This is a genomic window from Chlorobium sp. N1, assembly GCF_004332115.1.
GTDB lineage: Bacteria > Bacteroidota > Chlorobiia > Chlorobiales > Chlorobiaceae > Chlorobium.
This window is the reverse complement of sequence record NZ_SJPA01000006.1, coordinates 26970-40030: the sequence shown is the minus strand read 5'-3', so window position 1 is coordinate 40030 and position 13061 is coordinate 26970. Positions and strand designations below refer to the sequence as shown.

At 63.1% G+C, this 13061-nt stretch carries 16 protein-coding genes and 2 tRNA genes; 14 read left to right on the top strand and 4 right to left on the bottom strand.

The genetic code is table 11. The features are described from left to right. The first annotated feature begins 80 nt into the window (after nucleotides 1-80). The 3 genes from E0L29_RS08425 to E0L29_RS08415 are packed head-to-tail and all read left to right on the top strand — an operon-like array spanning nucleotide 81 to nucleotide 3515. Entirely contained in the window at nucleotides 81-734 is a 654-nt protein-coding gene (locus E0L29_RS08425) for a riboflavin synthase (protein ID WP_131357665.1), read from the top strand. Next, complete coding sequence (locus tag E0L29_RS08420) at nucleotides 735-2108, top strand: replication-associated recombination protein A (RefSeq protein ID WP_131357662.1); 1374 nt, start codon at nucleotides 735-737, stop codon at nucleotides 2106-2108. A 6-nt stretch (nucleotides 2109-2114) separates the two neighbouring features. Beyond that, the gene (locus E0L29_RS08415; RefSeq protein ID WP_131357660.1) at nucleotides 2115-3515 is read left to right on the top strand and encodes a TolC family protein; all 1401 of its coding nucleotides are present in this window, start codon (nucleotides 2115-2117) and stop codon (nucleotides 3513-3515) included. Here E0L29_RS08415 and E0L29_RS08410 read toward each other — a convergent pair. The 4 genes from E0L29_RS08410 to E0L29_RS08395 all read right to left on the bottom strand — a co-directional run bounded on the left by E0L29_RS08410 (nucleotide 3512) and on the right by E0L29_RS08395 (nucleotide 5171). Further along, a complete protein-coding gene (locus E0L29_RS08410; RefSeq protein ID WP_131357657.1) occupies nucleotides 3512-4432 on the bottom strand; it encodes a class I SAM-dependent methyltransferase in 921 nt (306 codons plus the stop codon). The genes E0L29_RS08415 and E0L29_RS08410 overlap by 4 nt on opposite strands. A 6-nt stretch (nucleotides 4433-4438) precedes the next feature. Further along, nucleotides 4439-4957, bottom strand: coding sequence for an HIT domain-containing protein (locus E0L29_RS08405; protein WP_131357655.1), 519 nt, complete (start codon nucleotides 4955-4957; stop codon nucleotides 4439-4441). Between the two features lie 28 nt (nucleotides 4958-4985). Continuing rightward, nucleotides 4986-5072 (bottom strand) — tRNA-Leu (locus E0L29_RS08400). A 17-nt stretch (nucleotides 5073-5089) separates the two neighbouring features. Then, nucleotides 5090-5171 (bottom strand) — tRNA-Leu (locus E0L29_RS08395). A gap of 102 nt (nucleotides 5172-5273) precedes the next feature. Here E0L29_RS08395 and E0L29_RS08390 point away from each other — a divergent pair. From E0L29_RS08390 to E0L29_RS08340, 11 genes are all read left to right on the top strand, one after another. Beyond that, complete coding sequence (locus tag E0L29_RS08390; RefSeq protein ID WP_131357653.1) at nucleotides 5274-5873, top strand: hypothetical protein; 600 nt, start codon at nucleotides 5274-5276, stop codon at nucleotides 5871-5873. Further along, nucleotides 5855-6919, top strand: a complete 1065-nt coding sequence (locus E0L29_RS08385) for a ferrochelatase (protein ID WP_131357650.1) — start codon at nucleotides 5855-5857, stop codon at nucleotides 6917-6919. Before E0L29_RS08390 ends, E0L29_RS08385 begins: the two co-directional genes overlap by 19 nt. A gap of 7 nt (nucleotides 6920-6926) precedes the next feature. Beyond that, nucleotides 6927-7508, top strand: coding sequence for a tetratricopeptide repeat protein (locus tag E0L29_RS08380; protein ID WP_131357647.1), 582 nt, complete (start codon nucleotides 6927-6929; stop codon nucleotides 7506-7508). 5 nt (nucleotides 7509-7513) lie between these two features. Beyond that, the gene (locus E0L29_RS08375) at nucleotides 7514-7729 is read left to right on the top strand and encodes a hypothetical protein (RefSeq protein ID WP_131357644.1); all 216 of its coding nucleotides are present in this window, start codon (nucleotides 7514-7516) and stop codon (nucleotides 7727-7729) included. 183 nt (nucleotides 7730-7912) lie between these two features. Next, nucleotides 7913-8347 (top strand): NADH-quinone oxidoreductase subunit A, encoded by a 435-nt coding sequence (locus E0L29_RS08370; protein WP_131357641.1) that lies wholly within the window; start codon nucleotides 7913-7915, stop codon nucleotides 8345-8347. A gap of 27 nt (nucleotides 8348-8374) precedes the next feature. Continuing rightward, the gene (locus E0L29_RS08365; RefSeq protein ID WP_131357638.1) at nucleotides 8375-8944 is read left to right on the top strand and encodes an NADH-quinone oxidoreductase subunit B; all 570 of its coding nucleotides are present in this window, start codon (nucleotides 8375-8377) and stop codon (nucleotides 8942-8944) included. A gap of 34 nt (nucleotides 8945-8978) precedes the next feature. Then, a complete protein-coding gene (locus tag E0L29_RS08360; RefSeq protein ID WP_131357635.1) occupies nucleotides 8979-9497 on the top strand; it encodes an NADH-quinone oxidoreductase subunit C in 519 nt (172 codons plus the stop codon). 34 nt (nucleotides 9498-9531) lie between these two features. Then, nucleotides 9532-10737 (top strand): NADH-quinone oxidoreductase subunit D, encoded by a 1206-nt coding sequence (locus tag E0L29_RS08355; RefSeq protein ID WP_131357632.1) that lies wholly within the window; start codon nucleotides 9532-9534, stop codon nucleotides 10735-10737. Further along, nucleotides 10734-11852, top strand: coding sequence for an NADH-quinone oxidoreductase subunit NuoH (gene nuoH, locus E0L29_RS08350; RefSeq protein WP_131357629.1), 1119 nt, complete (start codon nucleotides 10734-10736; stop codon nucleotides 11850-11852). Before E0L29_RS08355 ends, nuoH begins: the two co-directional genes overlap by 4 nt. 22 nt (nucleotides 11853-11874) lie before the next feature. Then, nucleotides 11875-12516, top strand: a complete 642-nt coding sequence (locus E0L29_RS08345; protein WP_131357626.1) for a 4Fe-4S binding protein — start codon at nucleotides 11875-11877, stop codon at nucleotides 12514-12516. 16 nt (nucleotides 12517-12532) lie between these two features. Continuing rightward, complete coding sequence (locus tag E0L29_RS08340) at nucleotides 12533-13060, top strand: NADH-quinone oxidoreductase subunit J (protein WP_131357623.1); 528 nt, start codon at nucleotides 12533-12535, stop codon at nucleotides 13058-13060. The last annotated feature ends 1 nt before the right edge of the window (nucleotide 13061 follow it).

Sequence of the window (13061 nt, the reverse complement as noted above, 5' to 3'; positions counted from 1 at the left end):
GGCCTCTTTCGTTAAGAGGCTTTGCCGGCAAAGGTCGGCGAGATATATTGTTTTCTGAAACCGCAACAAGTGACCAAGCCATGTTTACCGGAATAATCAAGGATGTCGGACGCATCGAGTCCATCGGCCGCCGGGACGGGGGGCTTCGCCTGCGCGTCCGCCACGGCGGTGCCGAGTCGCTCGAGGGGCTCTCCCCCGACGAGAGCGTCAGCATCAACGGGGCGTGCCAGACCGTGGTTTCGGTCGACGGCCACTCCTTCGAGGTCGATACGGTCGAGGAGACGCTGCGGAAAACCAGCCTCGGTTCCCTTTCACAGGGCTCGCTCGTGAACCTCGAACGCGCCCTGAGGCCCATCGACCGGCTCGGAGGGCATTTCGTCCTCGGCCACGTCGACTGCTCTGCCCCGGTCTCCTCGGTCCGCGACCTCGGCAGCAGCCGCGAGATCAGTGTCACCTATCCCGAAGCGTTCGCACCCTACATCGTTCCGGCCGGCTCCATCACCATCGACGGCGTCAGCCTTACGGTGGCGCGCCTCGAGGGGTTGCGTTTCACGGTGGCCGTCATTCCCTTCACGTTCGCCCATACCACGATCAACGCCCTTCGGGCCGGGAGCACGGTCAACCTCGAGTTCGACATCCTCGGCAAGTACGTCGCCCGCCAGGCGGCCACAGGGCCGGGTGCCGCGGCCGCTCCGGTGATGGACGAGGCCTGGCTTCGGGAGAGGGGGTTCTAGGTGGGTGGTTCCTTCGACAGCCAGCCGGATCTTTTCGGGGCGCCTGCTCCCGCTCCGGGCGGAGGGGGGTTCCGGCCGCTCGCCGAACGGGTGCGCCCCCGCAAGATCGACGAGATGGCGGGCCAGGAGCACCTGATCGGAGCCGACGGCCCCCTTCGCCGCTTCCTTTCAGGAGGACAGCTCCCCTCCATGATCTTCTGGGGTCCTCCGGGTTCCGGCAAGACCACGCTCGCCGAGATCTGCGCTTCGGCGCTGGATTTCCGCTTCGAGCAGCTTTCGGCCATCGAGTCGGGGGTGAAGGATGTGCGGCGCGTCCTTGAAGGTGCCGCCTCCGCCCGTTCGAGGGGGTTGCGCACCCTGCTCTTCATCGACGAGATCCACCGCTTCAACAAGTCCCAGCAGGATACGCTCCTCCACGCCATCGAGCAGGGCGTGGTGGTGCTCATCGGCGCCACTACGGAGAACCCCTCTTTCGAGGTCAATGCCGCCCTCCTCAGCCGCATGCAGGTGTATACGCTCCATGCGCTCGGCTCCGAGGAGATCCGTGCCGTCGTCCTGCGTGCCCTTGAGGCCGACCCCCTCTTCGCCGGGCGAGAGGTGCAGGTGCCCGGCCTGGAGTTCCTGCTCCGCTTCGCCGGCGGGGACGCCCGCAAGGCGCTCAACGCCCTTGAGGCCGCCTATTCGCTCGTTCCCGCCGACGAGGGGCCGGCGGTAGTCGACCAGGCGCTCCTCGAGCGGGCGCTCCAGTACCGCGCGCCCATCTACGACCGGGGAGGGGAGGCCCACTACAACACGGTTTCGGCTTTCATCAAGTCCCTGCGCGGTTCCGATCCCGACGCGGCCCTTTTCTGGCTCGCCCGGATGATCGAAGGCGGGGAGGATCCCCGCTTCATTGCGCGGCGCCTCGTCATCTTCTCGAGCGAGGACGTCGGCAACGCCGACCCCTACGCCATCACCCTAGCGGTCTCGGTCTTCCAGGCCGTCAGCGTCATCGGCATGCCGGAAGCCCGCATCAACCTCGGCCAGGCGGTGACCTACCTGGCTTCATGCGCGAAGTCGAATGCCTCCTACGCCGCCCTCAACCGGGCGATGGCCGAATCCTCCTCCCGGCAGGACCTTCCGGTTCCCAAACACCTCTCGAACGCGCCGACGAAGTTCATGAAGCAGGAGGGATACGGTGCCGGGTACCGCTACCCGCACGATTTCCCGGGGCATTTTGTTCCGGAGCGCTATTTCCCGGAGGGGATGGAGCCGAAGCCCTACTACCGGCCCTCCGCCGAAGGGCGGGAGAAATACCTCGCCGAGCGCCTTCGCTCGCTCTGGCCGGATCGATACGACGACGGCGCGCCGTCGAACGCAACCACCAACTCCTGAACGACGATGTTCCGCCTCTTATCCCTTCTGACGCTCCTTGCCCTCACGATCCCGGGCTCGTCCGCTCTCCGTGCTGTTCCCGTTCACGCCGACAGCAGTTCGGCGGCGCTTCGGGTCTCGGTGGCTGATGCCGTGCAGATCGGGATGGAGAAAAGCCGCCGGCTGGAGATCGCCCGGCTCGACCGCCAGATGAGTGCCGAAAAGGTGCGCGAGGCCTGGTCGCCGGTCCTTCCGCAGATCTCGACCGGCGTTACCTACACCCGCTCGCTGAAGTCTTCGATCCTGTTTTTTCCTTCAGGGATGTTTTCCTCCACGTCCGGTGCTGATGCAACAGGGTTCACACCCATCAACATCAGTCCCGACAACTCCGGCAAGGCGACGGTGGACGTGCGGCAGTCGCTTTTCAACGGCACCGCACTGGCGGGCATCCGCGCTGCTGGGATCGTGAGGAAGATCAGCGAGGAAGCCTACCGGGACGCTGAGGCCGAGGTCGTCTCTACGATCAGGATGGCCTATTTCGATGCACTCATCTCCCGCGCCGAGCTGCAGCTCGTCCGTGACAGCATCGATCGCTGGGAGGAGGCCCGGCGCGATACCAGGGCGATGTACCGCCAGGGGGTCGCCGCAGACATCGATACCCTGAAGGCCACCCTCTCGGTCGAGAACCTGCGGCCGGATCTCATCCAGGCCGAAAGCCGGGTCTCGAACACCCTTACCCGCCTCAGGAACGCCATGGGGCTCGACCCCTCGGTCGCACTTGTCCTGACCGACTCGCTCTCAGTCGCCGGGACCGCATACCCCGCCGATGCGCAAGCGGCGTGGCACGAGGCACTTGATGCACGGCCGGATGTCCGCCAGCTCGAACTCCGGGTGCGGGCTGAGCGGGAGCAGCTCAGCGCGGCGCGCGCCGAGCGCTACCCGATGCTGACGGCCTTCGGGGAGCTTGCCTCGCAGACCGCCTTCAACGATGACACCGATCTCGGGAGCTCAGCCTGGCCGGTCTCATCTTCGATCGGCCTGCAGCTGAGCCTGCCGATATTCACCGGCTACCGGATCAGTGCGAAGGTGGAGCAGGCAAAGATCGCCCGGTTCCAGGCGATGACGCGACTTGAGGATCTCAGGGCCAACGTGCTTGCGGAGGTTGAGGTGCGGCTCTCGAACCTCAGGGAGGCCCGGCGGCGGATCGACGTGCAGTCGAAGACCATCGCCATGGCCGAGCGGAGCTACCGCATATCGCTCCTGCGCTTCAGGGAGGGGGTGGGGTCGCGCCTTGAGCTGACGGACGCCGAACTGCAGCTGAACAAGGCCCGCACCAACTACCTGCAGGCGGTTTACGACTGTCTTCGCGCCGAAGTCGAGCTCGATCGCTCGCTCGGCCGCACGCCCGTTCCCGCTCCGGCCTCCTAGGCCGGGGTCTTTTCCCCTTCCCGGCTGAAGACTCGCACGATGCCCGAGGCCTCGCAGACGTCGATCGCCCCGGCAAGGGCGAAGAGGATTCCCTTTGTGAGCGCCAGTGCCGTTTTTCCGCCATGCATTTTCCGTCCCCTTCTCCTGCATCGCAGTTTCTCGCTCAAAAGCGCGTTGAAGAGGGCGTCGGAGGTCCACTGGCGGATGGCGGAGCGCCTGAAGCCGAAGGGCTCGAGCATCCGCTCCAGCGTGCCGGGGGGGAAGTGCCACAGGTGGCGCGGGGCGTCCCAGGCCACCCAGTCGGCGCCGTAGTGTCGGGCGTCGCGGCCCGAGGGGTTGGGGAGCGCTATGACGAGCCGGCCGCCGGGCGTGAGCAGGGCGGAGACGGTTTCGAGCGAACCCTCGAGGTCGTGCAGGTGCTCGAGCGCGTGCCAGAGTACGACGGCGTCGAAGGTTCCGGTGCCTCCCCGGAGCAGCTCGACTGAAGGGTGGATCGTGACCCCGTAGCGCTCACGGGCGCAAGCGGCCGATTCCGCATCGGGCTCGATGCCGACGAGGTTCCGGCGGTCGGCGACCCTGCGTCGGGCAAGCCGGTCGAGCAGGGTGCCCCTGGCGCATCCTATTTCGAGGATGCGGGGGTTCTCCTTTCCGGTGAGGACTTTGGCGACGAGGCTCGCGCGCCGTTCGAGGAGCAGCGATGATGCGGCAAGGTAGAGCCGTTCTCCGGGCGTGCGGGCTTTCTGCAGGTGGGGGGAGTAGGCGGCGTGGCGGTAATGGCCGGCCATCTCTTCGGGTTCGGGTCGCGGGTCGAGCTTCAGGGTGCCCTTCACCGGGTCGCGGACGATCCGCCACCGGTCGCCCTCCGCAGGGTTGAAGCGGTCGGGAACGGAGATGAACGGGGGTTCGCTGCCGGCCACCGCTGCCTAGCCCGCCGTCTGTTCGAGTATCTCCGCGATCGCCTGCCTGAGGTTCCTGTACAGGGTGCGCATGTCGTTGCTGATCACCTTGGCTTCGGCAAGCACCGGCATGAAGTTCGTGTCGCCCTCCCAGCGGGGCACGATGTGGAAGTGGATGTGGCTGTCGACGCTCCCTCCGGCCACGCGGCCGAGGTTGGCTCCGACGTTGAAGCCGTGCGGGCGTATGGTGCGCTCGAGGGCCTTCATGGAGAGGTCGGTGAAGTCCATCACCTCCAGGCGGGACTGCGGGTCGAGATCGGAGAAGGACGGGGTCTGCAGGTAGGGAATCACCATCAGGTGCCCCGCATTGTAGGGGTAGAGGTTCATGATGATGAAGCAGCGCTCTCCGCGGTGGAGGACGTAACGCTCCTCGTCCTCTTCAGGGGGGATGTCGGCGAAGACCGATTTCGTCGCATCCTTCGGGGCGTTCTCGTCCTTGAAGGACTGCATGTAGGTTTCGCGCCACGGGGAGTACATTCTCTGCATCGTCACGAGGATCTTCGGGGAGTGGTTGTGGTACCAAAGGTGGGACTCGAACCCACACGGGGATTAGCCCACTGGATTTTGAGTCCAGCGCGTCTACCAGTTTCGCCACTTTGGCATAGTCGTATGATCGGGTGCGAGAGAAGGGACTCGAACCCTTACGCCTCACGGCACTAGTTCCTAAGACTAGCGTGTATACCAATTTCACCACTCTCGCGTGGGAAGTATCGAATATACGCGGTTTTTAAGTTAATAAAAATTATCTTTCCCAAATACTTCCTGAGGCGTAATACGCTGAAATTAATTGAGTTTATCCGCTTTGCCAGTTCAGTTCGACCAGCATCGTCTTGCCAACGTTATTTCCTGGGTGATCAGTCCCGTCGTTGTCGCTCCGCTGGCCTACCTCTGCGTCATCATGCTCGGTTTCAGGGCCGATCCGGAGCATCTGAGCTATCTCACCGTCCTTTTTTCCGCCAGCACCTTCGCCCCGATGGCCCTCATCTACGGCCTGAAGAAGACGGGCCGGGTTTCCGACTACAACATCTCTTTCCGCGAGCAGCGCTTCCTTCCGCTCCTGGTGCTCGTGGTGGTCAACGCCATCGGCTACGAGTTCCTGCAGCAGATGCAAGCCCCGCGACTTCTCAGCGGCATCCTGCTCTTCAACGCGGTGAACACCGTCCTCATCCTTCTGGTCACCCTGCAGTGGAAGATCAGCATCCACCTGTTCACCTACACCTCTTCGGCCGCCCTCGTCTTCCTGCAGTTCGGTTCCGATGCTCTCTGGGTGCTTCCCTTCGTGCCGCTGCTCATGTGGTCGAGGATCGTCCTGAAGGCCCATAACTTCATGCAGACGCTCGTCGGCGGTCTTCTCGGTTTCGGTGTCATGTATCTGGAGCTGCGCTGGTGGACGGGCCTGTAAGGAGGAGGCGTTATGCCGTTTTGGTCGTCACCTACGGAGAGGTCGAGAAGCTGACCCTGCGCAATCTCTGGCCGAGCTCCCGCAGGATCCTCAAGGTGATCACCAGCCAGATCGTCAAGGTTCCCCGCTTCCTCGTCTACCTCGTCGCCGACTACCGTTCCACCAAGCACTTCATAGACTGGCGCCGGAGCGGTTACCGCTCCACGCTTCTTGCCACCAACCGTGCCCAGCGGGCCCGGCTCGAGGCATGCCTCCGAAGCCGCACGGCCGAGCTTCCTCCCGATACGGATATCGACGTTCTCGATGCCTACTACTTCGTGCCGCCCTACCTCGAGGAGATGCTCGGCGAGATCAGGAGCCGTTATGACGGCATCGTCGTCGTGCCGATGATTCCCGTCGAGTCGGCGTTTTCCTGCGGAGTGGCATGCCGCATGGTCTCGGAGACTTACGGTGATGAGCGCTACAGCCGCGTCAGGCTCATGAACCGGTTCTGGTCGGACGAGGCTCTGCACCGCATATACGCCGACCATCTCTTCAGCCGGATTGCGGAGTCGCCTCTGGCGGATACTGAAGGGAAGCTCGGGCTGGTGCTCGTCATCCACGGCACGCTGGTGCGCGACCGTGCGGGCAACCCGCCGAAGGTCTTCACCGGCCTTGACGAGACCGGCCGTTTTTTCGAGATGATGAAACGCCGCATCATGGAGGATCCCCGCAACATCTTTGCCGACATCCGCCAGGGATGCATGAACCATTCGGCGGGAGGGGAGTGGACCGCCGATACCGTCGAAAAGGCCCTGGAGGCGTTCCGCCGCGAGGGGTGCCGGGGGGTGGTGATGTTCCCGTACGGCTTTTTCGCCGACAACAGCGAGACCGAGTACGAGGCCAAAAGGCTTCTCGAGTCGGCTGGCTTCCCCCGTTCGTACTATGTCCGATGCATCAACGACTCTCCGGCATTCGCCGACTGGCTCGCCGGCAGGGTGGCCGGAGAGCTCTGCATGCTGCAGCATATCCAGCAGGCCTACGAAAGCCTGGAACCGAAATCATGAACAAGACATGAACGACTCCTCCATGACTTCTTCTTCTTCCGCTTCCCGGCGCTACGACGAAGCGCTTCTGCATATCGAGCGCCAGGAGAACGAACGGGCGCTCGAACTCCTCGACGGCCTGCTTCACGACGAGCCCCGCGATGCACGGTTCCGTTATGCTCGCGCCATGGCCCACATCGCCATGGGCACCTACCGGAAGGCGGGCTGCGACCTGCTTCGCACGGTCGTGCTCGACCCGGTCTTCGTGCCCGGATGGAGCCATCTCGGGTTCGTGCAGCTGACGCTCGGCAAGGAGGAGGCTGCGCTCAAGACGCTCGGGCGAGCCCTCGAGCTCGATCCCGATTCCGCCGAGACCTGGTGCGTGCTCGGCGACGTGCAGCTCGACCTCGGCGAGTACGACGAGGCGCTGAAGGCGTTCCGGCGTGCGCTCGAGCTCGAACCCGGGAGCCCCGAGCCGCACCGCAAGATGGCCATGTACCATGTCTCGCGCGGCGACATGAAGGCGCTTCGCGGGGAATATGAACAGCTCAAGACGCTGGACGCCGACATGGCGGCCCAGATCGGGAACCTCTTTTTCGACGAACAATGAACTTCATGAAAACCGGACTTCCTGTCCTGCTTGCCCTTGTATGGGCCCCCATCGTCTGGCTCTCCGTGGGCTCCGTGCTCTCTCCGGCCTTCTTTCGCCTGACGGCCTCCCATGCCGCAGCCGGCGCACTCTCGATCCTTTCGACGGCAGCGGTCGTCTATCTGTTCCTGAGGCTGTTCGGCCGGTTGAGCCGGAGAATCGGAGGCGGGCAGGAGGATTAGGCTGATTTTCTTCGTTTTTGCTTTTTTGATGCTTGTTAGTAATTGTTAACTTCATACCGGCCTCCGCCGCCCCCGGCTCCTTTTCGTCAGCAGGTCGGGGCGTCTGATTTTTTATGGGGCGGAACCGGATTTTTTTTATATTTGCGCACCCCGACGTCAGGGGCAATCACAAAATCGAATCGCATGGACCAGACATTGAGTGATTTCGGCAATGTTTTCGTCTTTCTCCTCCTCGGTGTCGTTTTTGTCGCAGGTGGCTACCTCACCGCCCGCCTCCTTCGCCCCAGCCGCCCCAACCCCGTCAAGAGCTCGACCTACGAGTGCGGCGAAGAGGCCGTTGGATCGGCCTGGGTCAAGTTCAACATCCGTTTCTATGTCGTCGCCCTCATCTTCATCATCTTCGATGTCGAGGTCGTCTTCCTTTTCCCCTGGGCCACCGTATTCCGCCAGCTCGGCAGCTTCGCCCTCTTCGAGGCCCTGGTTTTCGCCGGGATCCTCGTGCTCGGCCTCGTCTACGCGTGGGTGAAGGGTGACTTGGACTGGGTCCGCCCGACGCCCTCGGTTCCCAAGATGCCGGAGATGCCCCCGGCCCCGAGAAAACAGGGTGAGCGCGACTGATCGTTAACCTCCTATTCCGACGTTACCATGGGTTTACTTGACGCAGGTTTTTCCAGGGACAATGTACTGGTCGCACCGGTCGACGCAGTCCTCAACTGGGCCCGCCTCTCGTCGCTCTGGCCGATGGGATTCGGCCTCGCCTGCTGCGCCATCGAGATGATGGCCACCAACGCCTCCAATTACGATCTCGAGCGTTTCGGGATCTTCCCCCGCTCCTCGCCCCGCCAGTCCGACCTCATGATCGTCGCCGGTACGGTGACCATGAAGATGGCCGAACGGGTCGTGCGCCTCTACGAGCAGATGCCGGAGCCGCGCTACGTGCTCTCCATGGGCAGCTGCTCCAACTGCGGCGGCCCCTACTGGGAGCACGGCTACCATGTACTCAAAGGCGTCGACCGTGTCATTCCGGTCGACGTTTTCGTTCCCGGCTGCCCTCCGCGACCCGAGGCGCTCATCGGCGGTCTCATGAAGATCCAGGAGCTCATCCGCATGGAGCAGATCGGCATGTCGCGAGAGGAGGCCCTCAGGAAGCTCGCCGAGAACGCCGTCGAGCCCCGGCCGCTGATCGAGCAGGAACGGAGTGCGGCGGGCGCATAATTTTCCAATTAGAAGAGAGACCACAACCACCACGATGGAAGAAGCAGCGAACGTGTCGAAAGAGGTGCAGCTCTGCGCGGCAACCTACAGCGTCATCCACGAGAAGTTCGGCGATGCCATCTCGGCATTCGACCAGAACCCCACCATGCCCTTTTTCGAGGTGCTCGATACGGCCCTCTGGACCGATATCGCCCTCTTCATGCGGGACCATCCCAAGCTGAAGTTCAACTACATGGCCTGCCTCTCGGGCGTTGATTACCCGGAGGAGGAAAAACTCGGTATCGTCTGCAACCTCGAGTCGATCGGCGTCTACCCGCACCGCATCGCCGTGAAGGTAAGGTGCGCGCGCCAGGGCGGTTCGATCCCGAGCGTCGCCTGCGTCTGGCATACCGCGAACTGGCACGAGCGCGAAGCCTACGACATGCTCGGCATCCAGTTCGACGGGCATCCCGACCTCCGTCGGATCCTCTGCCCGGACGACTGGGAAGGGTGGCCGCTGCGCAAGGACTACCGGGTCCAGGAGAGCTACCACGGCATCAAGGTGCCGTACTGATAAGGTTTAACCGATTTAAAGCCGCTTAAAGACTATGCAGGAACTGGAAATGGCCGGAAAGGGTTCTTCGGTGCGACTGACCCGGAAAAACGATAACGTGGTCGTCATCGAAAAGGACCTTGCCACCGAGGAGATGGTGCTCAGCATGGGTCCCCAGCACCCGTCCACCCATGGTGTGCTCCGCCTCGAATGCCGCACCGACGGCGAGGTGGTGACCGAAGCCGAACCCTATCTCGGCTACCTTCACCGCTGTTTCGAGAAGCACTGCGAGCATGTCGACTACCCGGCCATCGTTCCCTATACCGACCGCATGGACTACCTGGCCGGCATGAACAGCGAAATGGCTTTCGCCATCGCCGTCGAGAAGCTGCTCGACATCGAGCTTCCCCGCCGGGTCGAGTTCATCAGGGTGATCGTCAGCGAGCTCAACCGCATCGCCTCGCACCTCGTCGCCATCGGTACCTATGCCATCGACCTCGGCGCCTTCACCCCCTTTCTTTTCTGCTTCCGCGACCGCGAACACATCCTCAACCTGCTCGAGTGGGCTTCCGGCGCCAGGATGCTCTACAACTACATCTGGATCGGAGGGCTCGCCTACGACGTGCCGGCCGATTTCAACAAGCGGGTGGGGGAGTTCGTCGACTACTTCCGTCCGAAGGCGGTCGAGCTCTCCCGGCTCCTGACCGAAAACGAGATCTTCGTCAAGCGCACCCGGGGGATCGGCATCATGCCGGCGGACGTGGCCATCAACTACGGCTGGTCGGGACCCATGCTCCGCGGTTCCGGCGTCCAGTGGGACATCCGCCGCAACGATCCCTACTCGATCTATCCCGAACTCGACTTCGCCGTTCCGGTTCCGGACGGGAAGCTGAGCGATGTCGGCGACTGTCTTTCGCGCCACCTCGTGCGCGCCCTCGAGATCGAGGAGAGCCTCAAGATCATCGAGCAGTGCCTTGAGAAGATCCCTTCCAGCGAAGGGTTCGACCCCCGCGCCGCCGTACCGAAGCGCATACGGCCGAAAGCCGGCGAGGTGTACGCGCGCGCCGAGAACCCCCGCGGTGAGCTCGGCTTCTACATCCAGAGCGACGGCAAGTCGACGAGCCCGCTGCGCTGCAAGGCACGCTCCTCCTGCTTCGTTAACCTCTCGGCGATGAAGGACCTTTCTCGCGGCCAGCTCATTCCCGACCTCGTCGCCATCATCGGCAGCATCGACATCGTGCTCGGGGAGGTCGACCGATGAGCCTTTTCGCATTACCGCAATCCAGCATGCCACTTCTTATGGGTAACAGCCTCAACGCCTGGTCGGACGCCCTCGTGGGATTCTCCCCGATGGGCCTGCCCGTAGGCCTCCTCATCATCGCAGCCATTCCGCTCGTCTTCATCGCCCTCTACGCCCTCACCTACGGCGTCTACGGCGAACGCAAGATCTCGGCCTTCATGCAGGACCGCCTCGGCCCGATGGAGGTCGGCAAGTGGGGCATCCTGCAGACCCTCGCCGATATCCTCAAGCTCCTCCAGAAGGAGGACATCGTTCCGACCTCGGCCGACAAGTTCCTGTTCGTCATCGGCCCCGGCATCCTCTTCGTCGGCTCGTTCCTCGCCTTCGCCGTCCTGCCCTTCGGCCCCGCTTTCATCGGCGCCAACCTCAACGTCGGGCTCTTCTACGCCATCGGCATCGTTGCCCTCGAGGTGGTTGGAATACTGGCGGCCGGATGGGGGTCGAACAATAAGTGGGCGCTCTACGGCGCCGTGCGCAGCGTCGCCCAGATCGTCAGCTACGAGATCCCCGCCGCCCTCGCCCTCCTCACCGGAGCGATGATGGCCGGGACGCTCGACATGCAGCAGATCAACGTGCTGCAGTCGGGCCAGTGGGGATTTGCGCACTTCTTCCTCTTCCAGAGCCCGATCGCCTGGCTGCCGTTCCTCATCTACTTCATCTCGTCGCTGGCCGAAACCAACCGCGCCCCGTTCGACATTCCCGAGGCGGAGTCGGAGCTTGTCGCCGGCTACTTCACCGAGTATTCCGGCATGAAGTTCGCCGTCATCTTCCTTGCCGAGTACGGCAGCATGTTCATGGTCTCTGCCATCATCTCCATCGTTTTCCTCGGCGGCTGGAACTCCCCGCTGCCGAACCTTGGGACCCTCGCCCTCAACGACATGACCTCCGGGCCGGTCTGGGGTGCCTTCTGGATCATCATGAAGGGTTTCTTCTTCATCTTCGTGCAGATGTGGCTGCGCTGGACCCTCCCGCGCCTGAGGGTGGACCAGCTGATGTACCTCTGCTGGAAAGTTCTCACCCCGTTCGCGTTCCTGAGCTTCGTCCTCACGGCGATCTGGCTGATCTACGTCCCCTGACCTGTTAATGACAGAACACACTATGAGCGAGTATTTCAAGAATATTGCCACCGGTGCCACCACCATCGCCACCGGCATGGGGATCACCCTGAAGCATTTCTTCAACGCGGTCAGGCGCAAGGGCGACGCCGGCATCGACGACGTGGACTACTTCCGCCAGGTCGACGGCCTTGTGACCCTGCAGTATCCCCGCGAAGCGGTGCCGACCCCGTCGCACGGGCGCTACCGCCTCCATAACCAGATCGACGACTGCATCGGCTGCGGCCAGTGCGTGCGTGCCTGCCCGGTCAGCTGCATCGAGATGGAGACCATCAAGGTGATGCCGGAAGACCTCGCCGCCTGCGGCAAGACCTCCGGAGGGCAGCAGAAGAAGTTCTGGGTTCCGGTTTTCGATATCGATACGGCCAAGTGCATGACCTGCGGCATCTGCACGACGGTCTGCCCCACGGAGTGCCTCCGGCACACCCCGGTGGCGGATTTCTCCGAGTTCGACCGCCAGAACTTCGTCTACCATTTCGGCAACCTTACCCGCCACGAGGCCGAGGCGAAGCGCCGCAAGGCCGAGGAGGCCGCCCTGAAGGCCCAGGCCGAAAAGCTGCGGAAAGCCGCTGAAGCCAAAGCCGCCGCCGAGGCAGGAGCAGCGCCTGAGGCGCCGAACACTTAACACACCCTGAGCGATTATGAGCAACCCTACCTATACGGCCATCTTCTACCTCTTCGCCGCCATCACGGTGATATCGGCGGCGTTCGTCGTGTTTTCGCGCAACATCATCTATTCGGCGTTTTCGCTGCTCTTTACGTTCTTTGGCGCCGCCGCACTCTACGTCTTCCTCTCGGCAGACTTCATCGCCGTCACCCAGGTGGTGGTCTACGTGGGCGGCATCCTCGTCCTTCTGCTGTTCGGCGTGATGTTCACCCACCGCGTGATGGACACCGGGCTCCGCGCAGACGTCCTGAACCTCGTTCCGGGCCTCCTGCTCTTCGTCGGCATCCTCGGCGGGCTGCTCTACACCTTCTACACCACCAACGGATGGATGCCCTCCGAAACCATGCTCGAGGGCAGCGTGGTCGAGCGGATCGGATTTGAAACCATGTCGCGCTACGTCCTTCCGTTCGAAATGGCCTCGATACTGCTGCTTGCCGCGCTCATCGGCGCCGCGTTCCTGGCACGCCACGACGCCGGGAACGGACGGGCTGACAACGAATAAT

Excerpts from the sequence above, each read along its gene's own strand:
- E0L29_RS08360 (WP_131357635.1), top strand. The coding sequence starts at position 8,979 with ATGGAAGAAGCAGCGAACGTGTCGAAAGAGGTGCAGCTCTGCGCGGCA.
- E0L29_RS08365 (WP_131357638.1), top strand. The coding sequence starts at position 8,375 with ATGGGTTTACTTGACGCAGGTTTTTCCAGGGACAATGTACTGGTCGCA.
- nuoH (WP_131357629.1), top strand. The coding sequence starts at position 10,734 with ATGAGCCTTTTCGCATTACCGCAATCCAGCATGCCACTTCTTATGGGT.
- E0L29_RS08345 (WP_131357626.1), top strand. The coding sequence starts at position 11,875 with ATGAGCGAGTATTTCAAGAATATTGCCACCGGTGCCACCACCATCGCC.
- E0L29_RS08375 (WP_131357644.1), top strand. The coding sequence starts at position 7,514 with ATGAAAACCGGACTTCCTGTCCTGCTTGCCCTTGTATGGGCCCCCATC.
- E0L29_RS08380 (WP_131357647.1), top strand. The coding sequence starts at position 6,927 with ATGAACGACTCCTCCATGACTTCTTCTTCTTCCGCTTCCCGGCGCTAC.
- E0L29_RS08370 (WP_131357641.1), top strand. The coding sequence starts at position 7,913 with ATGGACCAGACATTGAGTGATTTCGGCAATGTTTTCGTCTTTCTCCTC.
- E0L29_RS08425 (WP_131357665.1), top strand. The coding sequence starts at position 81 with ATGTTTACCGGAATAATCAAGGATGTCGGACGCATCGAGTCCATCGGC.
- E0L29_RS08415 (WP_131357660.1), top strand. The coding sequence starts at position 2,115 with ATGTTCCGCCTCTTATCCCTTCTGACGCTCCTTGCCCTCACGATCCCG.
- E0L29_RS08340 (WP_131357623.1), top strand. The coding sequence starts at position 12,533 with ATGAGCAACCCTACCTATACGGCCATCTTCTACCTCTTCGCCGCCATC.
- E0L29_RS08405 (WP_131357655.1), bottom strand. The coding sequence starts at position 4,957 with ATGCAGAGAATGTACTCCCCGTGGCGCGAAACCTACATGCAGTCCTTC.
- E0L29_RS08355 (WP_131357632.1), top strand. The coding sequence starts at position 9,532 with ATGCAGGAACTGGAAATGGCCGGAAAGGGTTCTTCGGTGCGACTGACC.